This is a genomic window from Streptomyces sp. NBC_00370 (genome assembly GCF_036084755.1).
In the GTDB taxonomy this organism is placed as follows: domain Bacteria; phylum Actinomycetota; class Actinomycetes; order Streptomycetales; family Streptomycetaceae; genus Streptomyces.
In genome coordinates, this window is sequence record NZ_CP107968.1 from 1,001,058 (window position 1) to 1,022,180 (window position 21,123).

A 21,123-nucleotide genomic window follows, 5' to 3' on the forward strand; every position below is an offset into this window, starting at 1 on the left:
GCGGGGCCGTCGCACGGCCGGCGCGGGGCCGTCGTACGGCCGGCCGGATCGGCACGGACACCGAACGACCGCTCGGGAGTTGACGGCACCACCCGACTGTCGGTGAGCCGTGCAAATATGTACGCCGAACGAACAGAACCGACGACAGTGGGGCCGTGGCGATGATCGAGACGGTGTTCCGTACCGACGACGTGGCCGCCGCGGACAGGTTCGACTACTGGCGCGACTGCATGGCGAAGCTGATGTGCCCGACCGACATGACCAGCGCCTACGACAGCGAGTTCAAGGCCGAGTCACGGCTCATCCAGCTCGGCGCCGTCTCCGTCTGGCCGGGGCAGATGCAGCCGCTGCGCTGGCGGCGGACACCCCGGCTGATCCGGCAGTCCGATCCGGAGCTCTACCATCTGTCCCTGCCGTTCCAGGGCGCCGTCGCCATCGCGCAGGACGACAGGACCGCCGTGCACCGCGCCGACCAGATGTACTTCATCGACACCTCACTGCCGTTCGACTGCGACGTACCGGACGGTCCGCTGCGCGGAGTGGGGCTCGAAATCCCCAAGGCGCTCGTCCCGTTGCCGGAGGGGGACGTCGCCAGGCTGCTGACCAGACGGCTGTCCGCGAGGGATGGCGTCGGATCGCTGCTGGCGGGGCTCCTCGGCCGTCTGGTGGACGACGCCGCCTCGTTCACGGACGCCGACGGGCCGCGCCTGGAGACCGTACTGGTCGACCTGTTCACCGCGACGCTGGCGCACCACCTCGACGCGCAGGACGCCGTGCCGGCGGAGAGCCACCGCAGGGCGCTCACGCTGCGCGTGCAGGCGTTCATCCGGGCGCAGCTGTCCGACCCCGAGCTGACCCCCGGCATGGTCGCGGCCGCGCACCACATATCGACCAGCCATCTGCACGGTCTCTTCCGGGACCAGGACCTCACCGTCTCGGGCTGGATACGCCACCAGCGCCTGGAACACGCCCGCCGCGACCTCTCCGACCCCGCCCAGTACGCGGTGCCCGTCCACCGGATCGCCGCGCGCTGGGGCTTCACCCACCACGCCGTCTTCAGCCGGGCCTTCTGCGCGGCCTACGGCGTACCGCCCCGCGACTACCGCCAGCAGTCGCTCGGCCTCGGCGCCTGACACGCCCCCTCCTGATTCGTGGCCCGGCCGGGCCCCCGGCGCTACTGTCACGACGGGCGCCCCTGGCGCACCGGTGATCCGTCGGAGCGGCCGTCGGGCGAAGCAGAAGGGTCCGATCGCCATGGACATGGGACTCACGGGCAGAACCGCCGTCGTCACCGGAGCGGGGCGCGGCATCGGGCTCGCCGTGACGCGCGCCCTCGTCGCCGAGGGGGCCCGGGTCGTCGCCGGTTCCCGCACGGTCACCGACGAGTTGCGGCAGCTGACGCAGGACGCGGACGTCGATGCCGTGGCGGTGGATCTGACGTCGGCCTCCGGCCCCGCCGAACTCGTCGAGCGGGCGGAGCGGCTCCACGGCGGTCTGGACGTCCTGGTGAACAACGTCGGCGCCGCGCACGTCCGCACGGGCGGCTTCCTGACGGTCACCGACGACGACTGGGAGCAGTCGCTGACGACCACCCTGATGACCGCCGTACGGATGACGCGGGCCGCCCTTCCGCTCCTGCTGGAGCGGGGCGCGGGGAACATCGTGACGGTCAGCTCCGTCAACGCCTTCCTGCCCGATCCGCAGGTCGTCGACTACAGCGCGGCCAAGGGCGCCCTGACGAACTTCTGCAAGTCGCTGTCGAAGGAGTTCGGGCCGCGCGGCATCCGCGTCAACACCGTGAGCCCCGGTCCGGTGGCCACGGCGCTCTGGCTCGGCGGCAGCGGCGTCGCCGCCACGGTGGCGCGCGCGTCGGGGCAGGATCCCGCCGCGGTCGCCGAAGAGGCGGCGGGCGCCATGGTGACGGGCCGGTTCACCCGCCCCGAGGAGGTCGCGGATCTCGTCGTATGGCTGGCCGGCGACCGGGCCGCCAACACGACGGGAGCCGACTTCGTCATCGACGGCGGCATGATCACCACGCTCTGACCCGGACCGGCCGGACGCCTGGCGGGCGACAAGCTATGAATATGCCGAGCCGGGGGCGCATTGTCCGTCCCGTACGGGCATACTTTCGGTGTGCCCAGACCTCGCACGCCGGAGAACGACGATTCCGGCGTCCCCAGCCGACGACCCACGGATGCTCTCAGTGCCCAGTACGCCCTGGAGGACACCTGGGTCATCGCAGCGCGCGGTGACCTCGACACCGACACCCTCGGCCCCGTGGAGGAAGCGCTGGCGGAGGCCGCAGGCCATCCGGTGATCATCCTCGACACCAGCGGTGTCACGTTCGGTGACTCCAGCTTCCTCAATCTGCTGCTGCGCGCCCATCAGTCGACCCAACTACGGATCGTGGCGCCCCCGGAACAGCTGCGCAGACTCCTCTGCGTCACCGGCGCCGATCAGATACTGAACATCTACGGCGACGTGTCCGAGGCCATCGACGGGTGACGCGGCGCTCGTCCGTCGCGGCCCGCCAGCAGCGGCCCGTCAGTCGAGGGCGCCGGCGCCGAGGAGGCCGAACAGCAGCAGCCCGATCACGATGCGGTAGATCACGAAGGCGTTGAAGGAGTGCTTGGCCACGAACTTCAGCAGCCAGGCGATCGAGCCGTAGGCGATCACGAACGAGACGACGGTGCCGGCGGCGAGCGGCGCCGCGCCCACGCCCGCGCCGAGCGCGTCCTTCAGCTCGTACAGTCCCGCCCCGGTCAGGGCAGGGATGCCGAGGAAGAAGGAGAGCCGGGTGGCCGCCACCCGGTCCAGGTCGAGGACGAGCGCGGTGGACATCGTCGCGCCCGAGCGGGAGAACCCGGGGAACAGCAGGGCGAGGATCTGCGAACTGCCCACCAGCATCGCGTCCTTGAAGGTCGTGTCCGCCTCGCTCCGCTTGTGCCGGCCCATCTGGTCGGCCGCCCACATCACCCCGCTGCCGACGATCAGCGACGCCGCCACCACCCAAAGCGACGCCAGCGGCCCCTCGATCAGCGGTTTGGCCGCCAGGCCGACGATGACGATCGGGATCGTCGCGTAGATGACCCACCAGGCGAACTTGTAGTCGTGGTCCTGCCGTTCCTCGCGGTGTGCCAGGCCCCGGAACCAGGCGCCGACGATCCGCACGATGTCCTTGAAGAAGTAGACGAGCACGGCCGCGATCGCACCCACCTGGATGACGGCGGAGAAGCCGACGACCGAGTCGTCGTCGACCGGGATGCCCATCAGCCCTTCGGCGATCTTCAGATGGCCCGTGGACGAGACCGGCAGGAACTCCGTCACCCCCTCGACGGCTCCGAGGATGATGGCCTGGCCGACGCTGATCACGCTCATGGGATCCAGTTCTGGACGATGCCGAAGGGAAGAAGGTCATCATCATGCCCGAGCCCTCGGCGGCCCCTCCAGGCGGGTGCCCGGTACACACACCAGCCGCCCGCGCATCGGCCGTACGTCCACCCGCCCTCCCCACAGCGGCAGTTCAGCGCTTGCCGAGCGCGTCGAGCACGATGCCGTTGATCTCCTCCACGGCGGCGAAGTCCGGGGTGAGCCGGTTCTTGGTCAGCGCGAAGGCGATGCCGGTCGCCGAGTCGCCGTACGCGTAACTCCCGCCCGCGCCGGCCATACCGAACGCGGTCGTGGCGGCGCCGGACGTGGCTCCCGGCAGCCACACCGCGTAACCCAGCGCCCAGGACGACGGGTTGCCGAAGACCTGGTCGATGCCGCTCGCGGCGACTCCCGCCACCTCCGGCAGCCGGTCCGGCGCGATCAGCCGGACGCCCGGGACGTCGCCCAGCAGCGCCGCGTACATCCGCGCGACGGCGCGGGCCGAGGTCTTGCCGCCCGCCGGGATGTCGGCGGCGAGGATGTCGGTGCGGTTGCCGAGTGCGGCGGAAACTCATCGGCCGCCTGCGGCCCGCAGGACCGTACCCGTGACGTACGAGGCGTCGGGCGACAGCAGCCAGGCGATGGCGGCGGCGATCTCGGCCGGTTCGGCGGCCCGGCGCAGCGGCACGTTCGGGGCCATCTTCGCCGGGCGGTCCGGGTCGCCCATCGTGGCGTGCATGTCGGTGCGGGTGAGTCCGGGAGCGACGGCGTTGACCCGCACCCCGTCGGGGCCGAGTTCCTTGGAGAGTCCGACGGTCAGCGCGTCCACCGCCGCCTTCGTGGCCGCGTAGTGCACGTACTCCCCCGGGCTGCCGAGGGTGGCCGCCCCCGAGGAGACGTTGACGATGGCGCCGGATCCGGCGGCCGTCATGTCCCTGGCCGCGCGGCGTGAGCAGAGCAGCAGCCCGAGCAGGTTGACGTCGACGACCCGGCGCAGCACCTCGGTCGAGGTGTCGGCGAGGCGGCCGAGCGGTCCGGTCACGGCCGCGTTGTTGACCAGTCCTGTGACCGTGCCGAGCTGTTCGACGGCCGTGTCGAACAGCCGCTCAACCTCCGCCTCGACGGAGACGTCGACCCGTACGGTGACACAGCGGGCGCCCGCGGCGCGCACGGCGTTCGCCGTCCGCTCGGCGGCCTCCTCGTCGCTGACGTAGCCGAGGGCGAGGTCGTGTCCTTCGGTCGCGAGCCGGACGCAGGTGGCGGCGCCGATGCCACGGCTGCCTCCGGTGACGACGGTGACGGGGCGGGACATGGCTGCTCCTCCGACGGGCTGTTGATCGATCATCGATCATAGGCCCGCCGAAGGAGATCCGTCAGCCGTGCGCGTCAGCCGTCCAGGTCAGGGCTGGTCAGGGTCGGTCATGGCGCCCAGGGGGCGTCCACCGACCAGGTGGTGTCGGCCTCGAACGACGCCGGGTTGTCCCAGGCATGGCTGCCGCCCGCGGTCGCCAGCCACACCTCCGAGTTGATGTGCCGCAGATAGCTGCCGGGGAAGCCGGACGCCTCGAACCGCACCCCGCCGGCGCCCGCGACGGCGCACCAGGTGGCGTCCGCCTTGAACAGCCCGGAACCGTCGCTGGGATCGCGGTGGACCCGGAAGTCCCGGTGCCGCAGGTACTCGCCGGGGTAGTTGCGTGACTCGAACGAGTAGCAGCCGGTGCCGGCGAGACCCGGGACGATCTTCCAGGTGGCGTCGTTCTTCAGCAGGGCGTCGCTCGCGCCGTTGACGACCGTCGTGAAGGCCAGCCCTTCCTGGTGGCGCAGATACTTGTCGGTGTACCCGGGCGTGGTGACCCGCAGGGACTTGTACTGGCCCGTGGGCACGGTCACCGGCGGTGGCGGGTTCTGGGACGCCCTGATCAGGGCCTCGTTGGCGGCCTTCACCCGGGCCTTGTCGACCTTGACGACCTGCCGGTCGTAGGTGAGCAGCCCGTTCGACTCGTTCTCGACGTCGGTGATCTCGGTGTACACCGAGGCGGAGAGCCCGGCCGGCAGCCTGCTGAGCCTGAGCGTGTCGATGAGCCCCACGAACCGGTTGTCGAGCGCGGCCGCGTTCGGCTGGTCCTCGTAGCTGAACCCGCCGCCGGGGAACCACTCGTGGCCCGGGACCTTGAGGCCGAGTCCGCCGAACTCGCCGAGCACGGCGGCCCTGGTGGCGGTGGGTACGGTCGTGCCGGGACCGACGTACACGTGGTCGTCGACCACATCGCCGTTGCCGCCGTCGACCGCTCCGCAGCAGTTGACGCCGCTCATGTTGTCGACGAGGCGCGAAGGGTCGTACGCCTTCACGTCGTTGGCGATCCGGGCCTGGTCGTACTGGCCCCAACCTTCGTTCTGGTCGACGTACTGGATCAGCGCGGGCGAGCTGCGGTGCTGGTCGATGATCGCGTGGAACTCGCTCTCCCACTGCGTGCGCGCCGCGCTGTCCGGGGACTTGCCGGTGTCCATGGCCGGCATGTCCTGCCAGACGAGCAGCCCGAGTTTGTCCGCCCAGTAGAACCAGCGCTGCGGTTCGACCTTGATGTGCTTGCGGACCATGTTGAAGCCGAGATCTTTGTGCGCCTGGAGGTCGTACTTGAGCGCGTCGTCGGTGGGCGCCGTGTAGATGCCGTCCGGCCAGTACCCCTGGTCGAGCGTGCCGGTCTGGAAGACGAACTTGCCGTTGAGCACCGGGCGCAGGACGCCGCCGACCTTCGCCACGGCGATGGAGCGCATGCCGGTGTAGCCGCCGACGGAGTCGAAGGTCGTCGCCCCGCTGCTCAGGTCGGCGCGCACGTCGTAGAGGAACGGGTCGTCGGGGGTCCAGAGGTGCGGGTTCGCGACGGGTACGGAGAGTTCGGCGCCGACGGCGCCGGTGGCCGTGCCGACGACCTTGCCGCCGGTGGAGACGGTCACCTTGGCCTGCTGACCGCCGGGGCCGGTGCCCTGGACCTTCACCCGCAGCGTGCTGTCGGCGAGGTTCGGGGTCATGTCGAGCCGGGTGATGTGCGCCGCCGCGACGGGCTCCAGCCAGACGGTCTGCCAGATGCCGGAGGCGGCCGTGTAGAAGATCCCGCCGCCGCTGTGTGGCCGCACGTCGTTGATCCGCTGCTTGCCGACGGCCTGGCCGCCGGTCTGGGTCGGGTCGTAGACGGAGACGACGAGGGTGTTGGCGCCGCCCGTCAACTGCGCGGTGATGTCGTAACTGAACGCGTCGTAGCCGCCCTTGTGGGCGCCCACCTGCTGTCCGTTGACCCAGACGGTGGTCTGCCAGTCGGAGGCGCCGAAGTTGAGGACGACATGGCGGCCGTGCCAGTCGGCGGGGACGGTGAAGGTGCGCTTGTACCAGAGCTTGTCGTTCTCGGTGATCTTGCGCTGGATGCCGGAGAGCGCGGACTCGGCGACGAAGGGGACCCGGATCTGCTCGCTGAACGTGGCCGGCTGGCCGGCGTCACGGCCGGTGACGGCGAAGTCCCAGATGCCGTTGAGATTGGCCCAGTCGGGCCGGGTGAGCTGCGGCCTCGGATACTCGGGCAGCGGATGGTCCACCGGGACCTGGGCGGTCCACGGGGTGGTCATGGGGGCCGGTTTGGGCGTCCATGCCGCGGCTTGCGCCGGCGCCGAACCGATGCCGATGAGGGCGGTGGCGATGAGCGCCAACAGCCCTGCCAGTGCGGTCAGTTGTCTTGGCCATGGGAGGCGTGCGGTCCCGCGCGCGATGGTCATCAGAGAACCTTCCAACGTTGGAAACCCGGTTCGCCGTATGACAGCACGCGGTCAAGCCGCTGTCCATACCCCGCGTCGTACGAGGTGTGGGCAGCGGCTTGTCGAATCTTTGTCAGTGCTTCATGAATGCTTTGTCAACGCCGGGCGGCGAGCGCGGGCGCCCGGCCCCCGCGCAGCAGGCCGAGGAGCGCGATCCCGGCGAGGACGATCACCGCGATGCCGTACTCCCGCGCCGTCGTGAGCAGCCCGCCCGCGTGGACGACGAGGAACCCGGCGAGGACCGCGGGCCCGCCCATGCCCAGGTACGACACGACGTACAGGAGCGAGAGCACCCCGGAACTCTCGTGCGGCTCGGTCAGCGGCATGACCATGCGGATACCGCCCTGGAAGCCGCTGCCGAAGCCGACACCGGCGATGGCCGTGCCGAGGAAGAAGCCGGCGGCCGAGCCCTCGGCGAGGGAGACAAGGGTGACGGCCATGCCCGCGCTCAGCGTGGCGACGCTGGTCAGCATCAGCGTGCGGGGGGCGAGTCCGCGCAGGGCCAGTACGGAGACGACGGCGACGCCGGCGAGAACGAACAGGCCGAGGCCGCCGAAGACGAAGGACGAGGAGCCCACCAGATCCCGGGCGAGCGCCGGGCCGAGCGATCCGTACAGACCGGCGAGGGCCCAGACCGCGAACAGCACGGGCGCCGCGACGAGTACGGGGCGGCGCACCGCGCGGGGCAGCTTGATCTCGGGGACCAGCGAGGACAGCGCGCCACGCTTGCGGGTGACCGTCTCGGTCATCAGCAGGACACCGACCGCCTGGAGCGCGAAGAGGGCCAGCAGGGCCAGATAGATCAGGTGCGTGGGCGCCGGCAGGTACTGGACGACGACGCCGGAGACGAGCGCACCGGTGGCCGTGCCCACCCCGGGCGCGACGGCGTTGGCGACCGTGCCGCGCGGCCGGTTGATGTCCATCATTCCGGCGCCTATCGCGCCGAGCGCGGCGCCGGTGGAGATGCCCTGGACGATCCGGGCGACGAGCAGGGCCGGGACCCCTTCGGCGGTGGCGAACACGACCATGGACACGGCCTGTACGGCGAGCGCGGCCAGCAGCACCGGGCGCCTGCCGACATGGTCGGAGAGCTTGCCGAGGGTCAGCAGCCCGGCCAGCACGGCGAGCGCGTAGACGCCGAACACCACGGTGGTGGTGATCGGGGTGAAGCCCCACTCCCCCTGGTAGACCGCGTAGAGCGGGGTCGGGGCGCTGGAGCCCGCGAGGAACGACACGGTGATCGACGCCAGCAGGAGCAGCGCGGCGGTCGGGGGCAGCCGGCGGTCGCGTAGCGGCCGGCGCGCCTGGGTGTCGACGGCCGGTTCGGCGAGCACTGCGAGATCCGTCATGGTGCGAGTCCTTCGTCCGTCATCGGCGAGACGCGATGAGTAGACCGGTCTGTCTGCTCAGCCGAGATACTAGACAGACCGGTCTGACGAAGTCAACATGGACCGGGACGGGGTGAGGTGGGCCGGGCCTGAAGCGGGCCGGGGTCGGCTCAGCCCGCGAACGGCGCCACCGGCAGGCCCTGTACACCGGGCGTGACCCGGAACAGCGCGCCGGCCGCGGGGTGCGGGTCCGCGTCCCCGTGCCGGGACGTGGTGATGAACAACTCGTCGAGGCGCTCACCGCCGAAGGCGCAGGCGGTGATGTTGCGTACGGGCAGCTGGACCACGCTCTCCAGCGCGCCGGCCGCGCTGTAGTGCCGTACGGCCGCGCCGTCCCACAGCGCCACCCAGATCCCGCCCTCGGCGTCGACGGTCAGCCCGTCGGGGTGGCCCGCGTCCGCCGGGATCGTGACGAACGGCCGCCGGTTGTGCAGGCCCGTCGCGCTGTCGTGGTCGAAGACGTCGACCCGCCCGGTCGGCGTGTCGACGTAGAAGGCACGCGTGCCGTCCGGCGACCAGGCGAGCCCGTTCGAGATCGTCACCCCGGTCAGGACGGTCGACACGTCGCCGTCGGGCCGCAGCAGGTAGAGCGTCCCGGCGCCCGGGGTCTCGTCGTAGGCCATCGTGCCGCAGTAGAAGTTGCCCTGGGGATCGCAGCCGCCCTCGTTGAGACGGATCGCCGGATCGGTCAACGCGGTGGCGAGCAGCCGGGGTTCCTCGCCGGGGGCGTCGGCGACCACGAAGTCGTGCTCCGTCGCGATCACCATCCCGCCGGCCGTCCGTGGCCGCAGGGCGGCGGCGACGGGGCCGACGTGCCACCGGCCGATCTCGCCGGACGGCTCCAGGTGGAGGACGTCACCGGCGAGCATGTCGACCCAGCGCAGCCCTGCCCATTCCGGTGCCCAGACGGGTCCCTCGCCGTGGTCGGCGACGGCCTCGGTCAACTGCTCGGCTTTCACTCTTCGTTCCTCCTGGTCCGGTGGGGGCGCTCCGGCCGGGAGTCACCGGCCGCGCGGCCGCGAGGGCCCCGGGAGGGTCAGCCCGCCGCAGGCCGGTGCGCCGATGAGGCGCGGGCCACGACGGGGTGGTCAACCGCGGCCGTCACATCAGGCCCACGATACGGGGCGGTGCGAACAGGTGACGTGCCCGGTGCTCCAGCTTGAGCGCGACGGGGAACCGCTGCGCCGCCTCGTCGGCCACGCATCTCTCGCACGACTCGTCCACGCCGGGCAGTTCCTCGGTGTGCCGGGCGGCGATGTGCTGGGCCAGCCGGATCTGGGTGGTCACCACCGAGTCCATGGGGTCGTAGTCGATCCCCGGTTCCCCCGCCCTGCGCGCGGCGTCCACCACCTCGGGCGCCCGCTTCATCGCCTTGTACAGCGAGACGCACTCCTGGCAACCCCACATCCAGGAGGGCGGTAACGGCCACTCCTCGGCTGACTGCGCGTTCTTGTCATCCATGCCAGTCACCGTAGCGACCGGGGCGCGGGACCGGCAGGGGAACAACTACAGTTCCCCCGCCGGGGGTTCAGCCCCCGTTCGCCGTGAAGTCGCCGAGCGGGATCCTGCGGTACTCGATCCGCTCGTACGGACCGGCCGCGCCCGTCTCGTAGAAGAGGCCGACCGTTCCGCTGTCCGGCTGGACCAGGTCCGAGTAGGCGGCGGGCAGTTCGGAGACGGTGGTGACCTTCGTGAACCGCGAGCCGCCGTCGGTGCTGCGCCAGATCGCCATGGCCCTGCGCGCCGTCGGTACCGAGGGTCCCGCGAACAGCAGGGGCGCGCCTTTACGGCCTGTCGTCTGGAGCAGACTGCCCTGGACCATGGGCACGTCGAGGAGGGTGGACTCCGCCCGGTACGGGGCGTCGAGCGTACGGCCGCCGTCGGCGGAGTACGCGCCGAGGCGGTGGCCCGGGACGCTGCCCTTCTGGTCCCGCGCGCTGAAGTACAGCCTTCCGTCCGGGAGTTGGGCGGCGGACGACTCGTTGGAGTTGGTCAGTCCGTCGTAACCGCCGTCCACGTAGCCGATGTTCCAGTGCAGACCGCCGTCGTCGCTGTAGATGGCGTGGGCGCCGTAGTACTTGGCCTCCTGGCCGGTGTCGGACGAGCCGGCCGGCGGCGCAGCCGAGTGGTTGGCCGGTACGACGAGCCGGCCCTTGTGCGGGCCGGTGGTGAAGGCGACGGCATGGCCGGGCCCGGTCGCGTACCACCGCCAGTCGGGCCTCTTCACCTCCGCGGTGATCTCGCGCGGCGCGGAGAACGTACGGCCGTCGTCCTCGCTGGTCTGCGCGAAGACCCGGCGGCTCTGCCCCGCGGTGGCCTCGCCCGTCATGATCCGGGCCTCGGTGACCTCGCCGCTGTTGTAGCTGCTGAGCAGGACGATCCGGCCGGTGCGCGGGTCCACGACCGGCGCCGGGTTGCCGCGGGTGTGCCCGTCCCCCGCCGCGACCAGGCCGAGCGGCCCCCAGGTGCAGCCGCCGTCGGCGGAGCGCTTACGGACGACGTCGATGTGGCCGCTGTCCCCGGCGCCGCCGACCCGCCCCTCGGCGAAGGCGATCAGCGTCCCGTCGCGCGTCAGCACGGCGGAGGGTATGCGGAACGTGTCGTAGCCGTCCTCCCCCGCCCTGAACGGCACCGACGAGACACACGTCGGGGATCCGCGGTGCCCGTAGCCGTACGCGGCGATACCGACGGTGGTGGCGACCGCGACCGCTCCCAGGGTGGCCAGCGTGATCGTCAACCGGTGCGCTCTCATGGATCCCCTTGCGACGAGTCTGTTCCCCGGGCCGAGGGTCGAGTCCAGCGGGCCGGCGCGTCCAGTTGATGAACGGCGGCACACGGGAAGGTGTCGCGCACGGGTACCGTCAGACGGAGACCCGGCTCTGTCGCGGGAGATCACAAGTGGCGCGCAGCGCGGCCATCTTGGCCTCGTCGGCCGTCTCGGCGGCGGCCGTGTACGTGACGATCCTGAGGTCGGCGCCCGCGACCATCAGGACGTCGAGGTCGAGGGCGATCTCCCCCACCGACGGATGCGAGACGGTCTTGAGGTCGCCGACCAGCGCGCGGGCCGTGCCGTTGAACCAGAGCCGGGCGAAGCGCGGGCTCCTGCTCAGCATGTGTTCGACGAGCGCGGCGAGGCGCACATCGGCGGGATAGGCGGCCGCCGTCACCCGCAGATCGGCGACGAGAGCCGCTTCCTCCGCCTCCTCGCCGTGTCGCGACCGGACAGGCCACGCCGCGACGGAATCCGGCCCCGGCCGGCCGTCCGAGCGGAACATCCCCGTGACGAGGTTGCGCTCCTGCCAGTCGTACGTATGGGGGTCGCCGACCACGGCCGACCACATCGCGTTCCAGCTGATGATCGTCCAGTCGGCGGCGAAGACCGCGACGGGCGTGTCGCCCAACTGCCGTACGAGCCGGTGGACCCGGGCCGGTACGTGCATGGACACGGCGCCGCCGGCGGGCGGTGCCAGCTGGGCGCAGCGGAACAGGTGGTCACGCTCGGCCGTGTCGAGCCGCAACGCCCTGGCGAGGGCGGCGACGACCTGGGCCGAGGGGTTGCGCGCGCGGCCCTGTTCCAGCCGGATGACGTAATCCACCGACAGGCCCGCCAGCAGCGCCAGTTCCTCGCGGCGCAGGCCGGGGATGCGCCGGTCCTCGTCGTCCTCGGCCGCCAGTCCGCCCTCCAGCGGGGACAGCCGCTCGCGCCAGCCCCGCAGGGCGATGCCGAAGTTGTTCGTCCGCACCATGGGCAACATGATCGTCCCATGTCACGGCTCGACAGGCGGCTTTGTCGGTGCGGGGCGTGTTCTTTACCCGGGGTCGCTCTCCGGCCAGTGGGCACGGGTGAAGGCGGCGGCCGACTTCAACGCGGCGTCGGCGTCGTCCAGCAGGGCGGCGAACGCCTGGAAGACATGCGGCACTTGGGGCCAGACCTGCAGTTCGACATGGACGTCGTGCTCGGCGGCGCGGGCGGCGAGACGTACCGCGTCGTCCAGCAGGATCTCGTGCGACCCGACCTGGACGAGCAGGGGTGCGAGGCCGGTGAGATCGGCGAAGACCGGACTGGCCAGCGGGGTGGCGGGGTCGGTCTCGCCCAGGTAGTCGTGGGCGCGGGTGCGCATGCCGTCGGGGGTCAGGGCCGGATCGACGGCGGCCTTGCCGTCGATGCTGCGGCCGGAGACCGTGAGGTCGGCCCACGGGGAGAAGACCACGGCCGACGCCGGTTGGGGCAGGCCGGCCTCCTTGGCGGCGACCAGCGCGGCGACGGCGAGGCCGCCGCCGGCCGACTCCCCGGCGAAGGCGATGGTGGAGCTGGGCACCCCGTCGTCCAGCAGGGCACGGTAGGCGGCCAGGGCGTCGTCCACAGCAGCGGGGAACCGGCTCTCCGGAGCCAGCCGGTAGTCGACGCAGACGGCGCGGGTGCCGGTGCGCCGGGCGACGTCGGCGGCGAGCCCCACGGCGTCGGCCGCCGAGCCGATGGCGTAGGCGCCGCCGTGGAAGTACAGCAGGACCGTCGAGGGGTCGTTGTCCGGGGTCTCGACGGTGATCACCGGTACGCCGCCGAGTTCCCCGGCGGTGGTGGTGATGTCGTCGGGCAGCGGCACGGACGTCATCATCTCGTGGAAGACGGCGCGCTGTTCGGTGACGTCGCCGCCCAGGTCGAGCGGGCCGTCCCGCAGCAGTTCGTCGAGGGCCTGGCGCTGTTGCTCGGACAAGGTGGAGCCTTTCCTGACAGGGGCGGGGCGGGGCGCGGTGCGAGTGCGGGCGTGGGCGCGGGCGGGTGCGGGTGCGGGCCCGGGTCAGCGCGGCGGGCCGACGATGATCTGCCCGTACATGTCGGCGGCCTCGGCCATGCGGTCCTTCGAGATCTCGAAGCCCTCGGGACGCGGCGTCGCCATGTCACGTCCCGCGTGCCGGAACATGCCCTCGATGCCGCCGGGGGTGCAGATCATCAGCAGGTCGGCCGTGTCGGAGGTGATCCGGTAGCCGTGCGGCACGTTGCGAGGCAGGAAGACGATGCCGCCCTCGGACAGCTCCATCTCCTGGTCGTCGGACCAGAGCAGCGCCTCACCCTTGATGAGCATGAAGACTTCGTCCTCATTGGTGTGCATGTGGTACGGCGGCGCCTCCCCCTTGCTGACGGAGAACCGTCCGACGGTGAGCTGCCCGTCGGTGGCCGCGGTGTCGAGGAGGACGGAGAACATGCCTCCGTCGAGCCATTCCAGCTTCTGCTGCTGTTCGGGCTGGGCGAGATAGGCGATGCTCACGACGGATTCCCTTCCGCGCGGCCGGCGGACGCCGCGCTGTCGTCACCGTCACCGCCGGTGGGGACGAGTGCGACGACCGGGATGATCCGCTCGGTCTTGCGCTGGTAGTCGGCGAACCCGGGGTAAAGGCCGGCCTGCTCGGCGTAGACGGTGTCCCGCTCCTCGCCACGCAGCTCGACGGCACGGACGTCGAGGGTCTCGTCCTTGATCTCGACGCGCACGTCGGGATGGGCGATCAGGTTGTGGTACCAGTCCGGGTTGTGGTCGGAGCCCGCTTTGGAGGCGAAGACGAAGTAGCGGCCCTCACCGGCCAGGTACATCATCGGATTGACACGGGGTGCGCCGGATCGGGCACCGACGGTGTGCAGCAGAAGCAGCGGCGCACCCGCGAAGTTTCCGCCGACCTGGCCGTGGTTGGCGCGGAACTCGTCGATGATGCGTGCGTTCGGGTCGTCAGTCATACGTCTCCCGTCGTCGCGCCCCGGGGACACCGCGGTCGGCGGCCCTCACCCGGGGCAGTCACATGTTCGATCATCCCCCTGGTGGCGCGGTGACCGCCAGACGAAAAGTAGGAACAGCAGTACCACCTGCTCAGCCGCCCGGCTCGGGCGCCGTACACATACGTACGGGCGGTCGGCGCCACCGGCACCGACCGCCCGCAGGGCGTTGACTCCGTGGACGGCCTAGCCGCCCAGCAGCTTGCCCGGAAGGCCGAGGACACCCCCGAGCAGATCACCGATGGGATTACTGGCGGGAGCGGGGGCGTCGGCAGCCGGCTGGTCAGCGGGCGGCGCGGGCTCGTTCGTCGCCGGGCTGTCGTCGCTGCCGCCGGCCGACTGGTCGGGTGCCGTCGTACTGCCCGAGCCCGAGCCCGAGCCGCTGTCCGAACTGCCCTTGTCCGGCGCCGGGTTCTGGTCGCCGGTGGTGCCGACGGGAGCCTTGCCGCCGCCCGCCGCGCTCTTCGCGGGGGCCTTGCCGGAGGACTTGTCTGCCGAGGCGGAGTCCTTCTTGCCGGTGGCGTCCTTCGCGGTCGTCTCCTGCGCGGTCCGTCCGGCGGTACTCGGGATGCCCGCACCCGCGAGCGGTCCTCCGACGCTGCCCGACGTGGGCGTACCGGCGTCCGTCTGCGGCTTCGGGGCCGAGTCCTTGGGCGCGCGGTCGGCGAGCGTGTCCTGCTTGACCGCCCCTTCGGCCTTCTGGACCATGCCCGGTATCGGCAGCCAGGGCGCGGCCGACGTACCACCGACGATGGCGCCGCCCAGCGCGACGGCGTAACAGGCGCACGACCCGGCCACCAGCCACCCCGCCTTACGGAACAACCGCCGCCGCCGGCCACTGGCGTCCACGAAAACGGGCCCACCGGAATAAGGCGAAAGAGCCGGCACCCCGCCCGCGGCCTCCCCGGTTTCGGCGCTCTGCGCGCCGGCGCCGGTGTCTGCTTCCTTCGCCTCCCCTGCGCCCGCTGCTCTCTTCGGGCGTTCCTCGACCGCTGTGCCCATCTTCCTGACCACTCCCCACTGGCGCGCATGAAAACGACCGAGCGCCGACGAGGTCCGTGCCGCGCGCCCTGTCCCGAGATCTCTCAGTCATATGTTCGTATCAGCGCGGCACACGGATTGGTCGGATCAGCAGATGAGATGAATTAGCTTTCGAACAGGTGGTATGGGGGCCCGCCCGCCCTCGCCGGGGCGGGCGGGAGGAGCAAGGTCAGCGGTAGAGGCGGAGGTCGGCGATGCTCCACCAGTTGGGGGCTGTGCCTGTCGAGGTCACCCTGACGTAGCGGGCCGTGGTGGTGCGGCGGAGGTCCGCCGTGGTGAGTTGGCCGGTGCCGGTGCCGGTGGCCGCCGTGTGCCAGGTCGTTCCGTCGTTGCTCACGGAGACCTGCCAGCCGCGGGCGTAGTCGCCCAGGTTGTCGCCGCTGTCGATGGCGACCCGGCGGAAGTCCCGCCGCTTGCCCAGGTCGATCTGCACGTACTGGCCCGGTTCTTGGGCCTGGCCGCTGGACCAGCGGGTCGAGCCGTCCGCGTCGGCCGCGAGGTCCGCCGCGCCCTGGCCTGCGGGCTGGGAGGTGGCGTGGGCGCCGGTCAGGGGCACCTCGTGCAACCTGCTGGTGAGAGCGGCCGACTTGGGCCAGGTGAAGGTCGCCAGCGCTCCGCCGGGGAGGGCGTACTCGAACGTTCGGTCGCCCACGGCGACGGCGAACGTGCGCGGGTCGTCGTTCTCGTTGTGCACGACGAGCGCCGTCGAGCCGTCCGGGTTGCGGAAGGCGACATCGGTGAGCTGGCCGTTCCAGCCGGCGGTGCCGTAGTTGGTACTGGCGATGCGAACGGCCCCCGGGCGTACGAACTTCGACAGATGGCCGATGGTGTAGAACTCGGCGTTGGTGGTCACGGTCCCGTCGTCCTGCACGGCCAGCAGCCCGGTGCAGGTGTCGCAACCGCCGTTGTGCGGACCGCCGTCGGCGTCGAGTGCGACGTTCCAGTCAGCGACGGACTTGGCCCAGTTGCGTGTGGTGCCGACGGTGATGGTCCGTGCGTGCCAGGTCAGGGTCCCCCGGAAGATCTGCGCGGGCGTGTCGGTCGCGCCGTGCGAGCCGGAACACTCCGTGAACCAGATGCCCTTGTCCGGATGGGCGTCGTGCAGGGCGCTCTGCGCACTGGGGTCGCCCGAGTAGCAGTGGTACGCCGTACCCGCGATCCACTTCGCCGCCGGGCCGTCGAGCACCTGGTACGGGTAGTCCGTCTGCGGGTCCTCGCCGAGCTGCTCGGCGGTGGCGATGTCGTCGGGGTGCGTCGACCAGTTGTGGTCGTAGGCAAGGATCTTGGTACGCGGGCTGGCCCGGTGCAGCAGCGGTCCGAGCGCCTCGATGACCTTGGCCTCCTGCTCGACGGGCAGGTCGGTGCCGGGGTAGGCGTTGGGTTTGCGGTTCTGCGGCTCGTTCTGGACGGTCAGATAGTCGACGGGCACACCGGCCGCCGCGTACGCCTTGACGTACTTCACCAGGTAGCGGGCGTACGCGTCGTACGCCGCCGGATCGTCCTTGAGGTGACCGCCGACCAGCGAGCCGCTGTCCTTCATCCAGGCCGGCGGACTCCACGGCGTGGCCATCACGGTGAGCCGGGGATTGAGCTGCTTGGCCTGGCGCAGCAGCGGCAGGATCTGCCGCTCGTCGCGGGCGATGCTGAAGTGCCGCAGGGCGAAGTCGGTCTGTCCCGCCGGGACGTCGTCGTACGTGTAATGGGTGGCCGCAGCCGTGAAGTCGGAGGATCCGACGGGCTGGCGCAGGAAGCTGACGCCGATGCCGCGGACCGGGTCGAAGAGCTGCCGCATCGCGGAGTCCCGTGCTGTGCGGGGCAGTTGGGCGAGGACGGCCGCCGAAGAGTCGGTGAGCGCACCGCCGAAGCCGTCCATGCGCTGGAAGCTCTGGTTCGGGTCGACGGTGATGGTCGTCCGGTCGGACGCACCGGCGCGGAACGCGACGGGCGCCTGCTCGCGCAGTTCCTGGGCCCCGTCCGCCGTCGTCACCCACACCCGCGCCTGCGGCGAGCCCGGCTGGTGGTGTCCGGCCGGTACGGTCCGGCCGGCCGGCGTGACCGCCGCCGTCTGGACGGCCGGCAGACACGCGAGACAGAGTGCGGCCGCCGCGACGGCCGCCGCAGTCAGGGAGGGTCTCATCAGTGGTTCTCCTCGGAGACGGGACGCGATCGGAGCTGAAGGTGGCAGGTGCGGGTGAAGGCAGGACCGTGGCGCGGCGGAGCCGGTGAACACGGGCCGGTTCCGCTTCGGGGACGAGTTACCGAAACCCGTCATGTAACAAACTGAAACATCCTGGAAACTCTTTGACGTGTGCACAGAAAAGCCGTACCCGTCATGGACTGTCAAGCCCTCTACAGCCGATAAGTCCGGCTCCGCTACGCTGCCCGCATGAAACGAAAAGCTGTAACAAGTGGTTGAGCTGAGGAGTTCCCGGGTCACGGTGCGGGCGATCGCCGCAGAAGCGGGCGTGTCGATCGCCACGGTTTCGCGCGTCATGAACGGGCACGAGCATGTGGCCTCCGATACGCAGGAGTTGGTGCGCAGGGCGATCGAGCGGCTGGGCGCCCCCGCGCCCGCGCGGCGCGGCGCCTCGGGCGGCGCGATCTATGTGCGCTGCCCGTACGTGCTGACCGACTACTTCGGCGTGATCGTCTCCTCGATCGCCGAGACGCTCGACCTGCACGGCAGGCGCGTGGTGCTCAGCGCGGGCGACGCCGCCCGCCGGCCTGGGGTGCTGGCCGGGCTCGCGCAGGAGTCCGGGCTCGCGGGCGCGGTGCTGATCCTGCCGCCCGAGCCCGCGACGGAGCTGGAGGCGCTGCGCGCCCGGGGGCTGCCGTTCGTGGTGGTCGACCCGAGCAGCCCGTTGTCCCGGGACATCGCGTCGGTGTCGGCGGCCAATCTGACCGCGGCCCGCTCCGTCACCGCGCATCTGGTGCAGCTCGGGCACCGGCGCATCGGGGTCATCGGCGGACCCACCGAGTGGCTGGCGACCCAGTCCCGGCTCGCCGGCCACGCCGCCGCGCTCGCCGAGGCCGGGCTGTTGCCGTCGCCCGCCCTGCTGCGCGCCATCGAACCGACGGCCGACCGGGGTTACGAAGCGGCGGGCGACCTGCTCGACCTGCCCGAACGCCCCACCGCCCTGGTCGCGTTCAACGACAAGGCGGCGGTCGGCGCGCTGCGGGCCGCATACGAGCGGGGGCTGCGGGTCCCGGCGGACCTGTCGATCACCGGCTTCGACGACACCGATCTGAGCCGCAGCACGGTGCCCCGGCTGACGACGGTGGGTCAGCCGCTGGAGGAGATGGGCCGGATGGCCGTGTCGCTGCTGATGCGGCTCCTCGACCGGCACACGGTGGACACCCTGCATGTCGAACTCGCCACGCATCTGGTCCTGCGGGAATCGACCGGTCCGGCGCCACGCGGCTGACCCCCTGACACCTGCGCCGCGTTGAGGAAATGAACGCTCCATCCGGCCCGCCCCGGCTCAGGTCGGGCTTTTTTCGGTTCCCGCCCCCTTGACCGCTGCGGCATCCTCCCCTTCAATCAGGATGCTGAAGGCACCGTGGCATCCAGTCCACCCATGACAACACCCTTTGAACACAAGGTCGTTGTCAGATCGCGCCAGTGACATCGCAGCACCGTCACCGTGGGCCCGCCTGGCCGTTCCCCCTTTTCCGCACCCCGTCGCACCCCGTCGCGCCCCGCCATGCCCCGGTGCCCGCTGCTCCATTACCTTCGAAGAAGGAGGGACAGAGTTGTCCCGTACCAGAATCCTTTCCGCCATGCTGGCCTCGGCGCTGGTCTTCTCGGCCGCCACCGCCGTCAGTTCGGGCACAGCGCAGGCCGCCGCAGGACCCGCCGTATCGGTGTGGGAGACGACGGCGGACCAGAGCAAGCTGCTGGCTCCGCAGTCCGGGGCGACCTTCGCCGACGGTGCGAGCTCGGCCGGACAGGTCATCAGCGTCGACTCGTCGAAGACGTACCAGTCCATGACCGGATTCGGCGCCTCGCTCACCGACTCCTCCGCCTGGCTGATCGCCAACTCGCCCCAGCGGAACGCGATCATGTCCAAGCTCTTCGACCCCGCCTCGGGCATCGGGCTGAGCTTCCTGCGCCAGCCGATCGGGGCTTCGGACTTCGCCCGGTCGCAGTACACCTACGACGACATGCCGGCGGGGCAGAGCGACCCGAGCCTGGCGCACTTCTCCACCACCCATGACAACGACTACATCCTGCCGCTGCTCAAGCAGGCGCTCCAGCTCAACCCGAGCACCACCGTCATGGCGACGCCCTGGAGCCCGCCGGGCTGGATGAAGAGCAGCGGTTCGATGGTGGGCGGCTCACTGAACTCCGCCAACTACCAGGTGTACGCGAACTACTTGGTCAAGTTCCTCCAGGCGTACAAGACCGCGGGCGTCCCCGTCTCACTACTCACCCCGCAGAACGAGCCGGAGTTCTCCCCGTCCAACTACCCCGGCTCCACGTACTCGGCGGCCGACGAGGCCCGACTGATCGGCGGGTATCTCGGCCCCGCCATCGCGTCCGCCGGTCTCAACACCAAGATCATCGGCTACGACCACAACTGGGACGACACCGGCTTCCCTTCGACCGTCCTCGGCGACTCCGCGGCCGGACCGTACACGGCGGGGGTGGCCTGGCACTGCTACGGCGGCAACCCGAGCGCGCAGTCCGTCGTGCACAACTCGTTCCCGAACAAGGACGCGTACTTCACCGAGTGCTCCGGCAGCAAATCCGCCAACGACGCCAACACGTTCGCCGACTCCCTCGACTGGCAGACGGAGAACCTGATCATCGGCGCGACCCGCAACTGGGCGAAGTCCGTGGTGACATGGAACATGGCGCTGGACCCGAGCGGCGGTCCGAGCATGAACTGCACCACCTGCACGGGCGCCGTCACGGTCAACAACTCCGCAGGCACGGCCGCGTACAACGCCGAGTACTACGTCCTCGGCCAGGCCAGCAAGTTCGTCAAGCCCGGCGCGGTCCGCGTCGACTCCAACACCTTCGGTTCGGGGAACCTCCAGGATGTCGCCTTCCGCAACCCGGACGGATCCATCGCTCTGATCGTCCTCAACGGCGACACCGCCAACGCCCGCACCTTCGGCGTCAACCACAACGGCCAGAACTTCAGCTACTCCGTGCCGGCCAAGGCGGTGGCGACCTTCACCTGGAAGCCCGGCACGACCGGCGGAGGCGGCGGGACCGGCGACGGCGGCGGCAGTGTGATCGATGCGAGTAAGTGGTACTCGATCGCCAACACCAACAGCCACAAGTGTGTCGACGCGGCGAACGGCGGCACCGCCAACGGGACCGCACTGCAGCAGTGGACCTGTGTCGCCGGCAGCACCAACCAGCAGTGGCAGTTCCAGCCCACCGACAGCGGCTACTACAAGGTCGTCAGCCGCAACGCCGCCACCGCGGCCTGGGACATCACCGGCGGCCCCGGCGCCACAGGAAACGGCGTCAAGGTCCAGCTGTGGGGCTACGGCGGCGGCACGAACGAGCAGTTCAAGCCCGTCCAGCACAGCGACGGCAGCTACAGCTTCACACCACGCAACAACACCGCGCAGTGCCTGGACATCACCGACGTCTCCACCGCGGACGGCGCCCGCCTCCAACAGTGGACGTGCAGCAACGGCCCGGCCCAGAGCTTCACGCTCTCCGCCACGTAACCACCCACCGGCCAAGGCCAGTTGAGCGGGCGGGACCGCACCGAGGCCCCGCCCCTCAGCCGTGGC

19 protein-coding genes are annotated in these 21,123 nt (G+C 70.9%); 5 read left to right on the plus strand and 14 right to left on the minus strand.

The window, feature by feature from the left end; genetic code table 11:
* Positions 1-161: 161 nt before the first annotated feature.
* From OHS57_RS04310 to OHS57_RS04320, 3 genes are all read left to right on the plus strand, one after another.
* Positions 162-1,133, plus strand: a complete 972-nt coding sequence (locus OHS57_RS04310) for a helix-turn-helix domain-containing protein (RefSeq protein ID WP_328585000.1) — start codon at positions 162-164, stop codon at positions 1,131-1,133.
* A gap of 121 nt (positions 1,134-1,254) precedes the next feature.
* Positions 1,255-2,043 (plus strand): SDR family NAD(P)-dependent oxidoreductase, encoded by a 789-nt coding sequence (locus OHS57_RS04315; protein ID WP_328581077.1) that lies wholly within the window; start codon positions 1,255-1,257, stop codon positions 2,041-2,043.
* Positions 2,044-2,133: 90 nt separating this feature from the next.
* Positions 2,134-2,505, plus strand: coding sequence for an STAS domain-containing protein (locus OHS57_RS04320; RefSeq protein WP_042000395.1), 372 nt, complete (start codon positions 2,134-2,136; stop codon positions 2,503-2,505).
* Between the two features lie 39 nt (positions 2,506-2,544).
* Here the strand turns inward: OHS57_RS04320 and OHS57_RS04325 are convergent, their stop codons facing one another.
* The 14 genes from OHS57_RS04325 to OHS57_RS04390 form a co-directional block, all read right to left on the minus strand.
* Entirely contained in the window at positions 2,545-3,378 is an 834-nt protein-coding gene (locus OHS57_RS04325) for an undecaprenyl-diphosphate phosphatase (protein WP_041998355.1), read from the minus strand.
* Positions 3,379-3,523: 145 nt separating this feature from the next.
* Positions 3,524-3,910 (minus strand): serine hydrolase, encoded by a 387-nt coding sequence (locus OHS57_RS04330; protein WP_328585001.1) that lies wholly within the window; start codon positions 3,908-3,910, stop codon positions 3,524-3,526.
* A 30-nt stretch (positions 3,911-3,940) separates the two neighbouring features.
* Positions 3,941-4,681 carry an SDR family NAD(P)-dependent oxidoreductase gene (locus OHS57_RS04335; protein WP_328581078.1) on the minus strand — a complete coding sequence of 247 codons (741 nt, stop codon included), beginning with the start codon at positions 4,679-4,681 and terminating at the stop codon, positions 3,941-3,943.
* A 107-nt stretch (positions 4,682-4,788) separates the two neighbouring features.
* Positions 4,789-7,134: an AbfB domain-containing protein gene (locus OHS57_RS04340; RefSeq protein WP_328581079.1), complete on the minus strand. Its 2,346-nt coding sequence runs from the start codon at positions 7,132-7,134 to the stop codon at positions 4,789-4,791.
* A 134-nt stretch (positions 7,135-7,268) separates the two neighbouring features.
* A complete protein-coding gene (locus OHS57_RS04345; protein WP_328581080.1) occupies positions 7,269-8,522 on the minus strand; it encodes an MFS transporter in 1,254 nt (417 codons plus the stop codon).
* A 149-nt stretch (positions 8,523-8,671) separates the two neighbouring features.
* The gene (locus tag OHS57_RS04350) at positions 8,672-9,520 is read right to left on the minus strand and encodes an SMP-30/gluconolactonase/LRE family protein (RefSeq protein WP_328581081.1); all 849 of its coding nucleotides are present in this window, start codon (positions 9,518-9,520) and stop codon (positions 8,672-8,674) included.
* 142 nt (positions 9,521-9,662) lie between these two features.
* Complete coding sequence (locus tag OHS57_RS04355) at positions 9,663-10,022, minus strand: hypothetical protein (protein ID WP_241778827.1); 360 nt, start codon at positions 10,020-10,022, stop codon at positions 9,663-9,665.
* A gap of 67 nt (positions 10,023-10,089) precedes the next feature.
* A complete protein-coding gene (locus tag OHS57_RS04360; RefSeq protein ID WP_328581082.1) occupies positions 10,090-11,313 on the minus strand; it encodes a sialidase family protein in 1,224 nt (407 codons plus the stop codon).
* A gap of 109 nt (positions 11,314-11,422) precedes the next feature.
* Positions 11,423-12,307 carry a helix-turn-helix domain-containing protein gene (locus OHS57_RS04365; RefSeq protein WP_328581083.1) on the minus strand — a complete coding sequence of 295 codons (885 nt, stop codon included), beginning with the start codon at positions 12,305-12,307 and terminating at the stop codon, positions 11,423-11,425.
* A 63-nt stretch (positions 12,308-12,370) separates the two neighbouring features.
* Positions 12,371-13,276, minus strand: a complete 906-nt coding sequence (locus OHS57_RS04370; RefSeq protein ID WP_041998343.1) for an alpha/beta hydrolase — start codon at positions 13,274-13,276, stop codon at positions 12,371-12,373.
* An 84-nt stretch (positions 13,277-13,360) separates the two neighbouring features.
* Entirely contained in the window at positions 13,361-13,828 is a 468-nt protein-coding gene (locus tag OHS57_RS04375; protein ID WP_328581084.1) for a cupin domain-containing protein, read from the minus strand.
* The gene (locus tag OHS57_RS04380) at positions 13,825-14,289 is read right to left on the minus strand and encodes a nitroreductase family deazaflavin-dependent oxidoreductase (RefSeq protein ID WP_041998340.1); all 465 of its coding nucleotides are present in this window, start codon (positions 14,287-14,289) and stop codon (positions 13,825-13,827) included. Before OHS57_RS04380 ends, OHS57_RS04375 begins: the two co-directional genes overlap by 4 nt.
* Before the next feature lie 222 nt (positions 14,290-14,511).
* The gene (locus OHS57_RS04385) at positions 14,512-15,174 is read right to left on the minus strand and encodes a hypothetical protein (RefSeq protein WP_328581085.1); all 663 of its coding nucleotides are present in this window, start codon (positions 15,172-15,174) and stop codon (positions 14,512-14,514) included.
* Between the two features lie 361 nt (positions 15,175-15,535).
* Entirely contained in the window at positions 15,536-17,503 is a 1,968-nt protein-coding gene (locus tag OHS57_RS04390) for a discoidin domain-containing protein (RefSeq protein ID WP_328581086.1), read from the minus strand.
* Between the two features lie 271 nt (positions 17,504-17,774).
* Here OHS57_RS04390 and OHS57_RS04395 point away from each other — a divergent pair, with 271 nt between their 5' ends.
* Together OHS57_RS04395 and OHS57_RS04400 are read left to right on the plus strand one after the other, a co-directional pair.
* Complete coding sequence (locus tag OHS57_RS04395; RefSeq protein ID WP_328581087.1) at positions 17,775-18,791, plus strand: LacI family DNA-binding transcriptional regulator; 1,017 nt, start codon at positions 17,775-17,777, stop codon at positions 18,789-18,791.
* 328 nt (positions 18,792-19,119) lie between these two features.
* The gene (locus tag OHS57_RS04400; RefSeq protein ID WP_328581088.1) at positions 19,120-21,057 is read left to right on the plus strand and encodes an RICIN domain-containing protein; all 1,938 of its coding nucleotides are present in this window, start codon (positions 19,120-19,122) and stop codon (positions 21,055-21,057) included.
* The last annotated feature ends 66 nt before the right edge of the window (positions 21,058-21,123 follow it).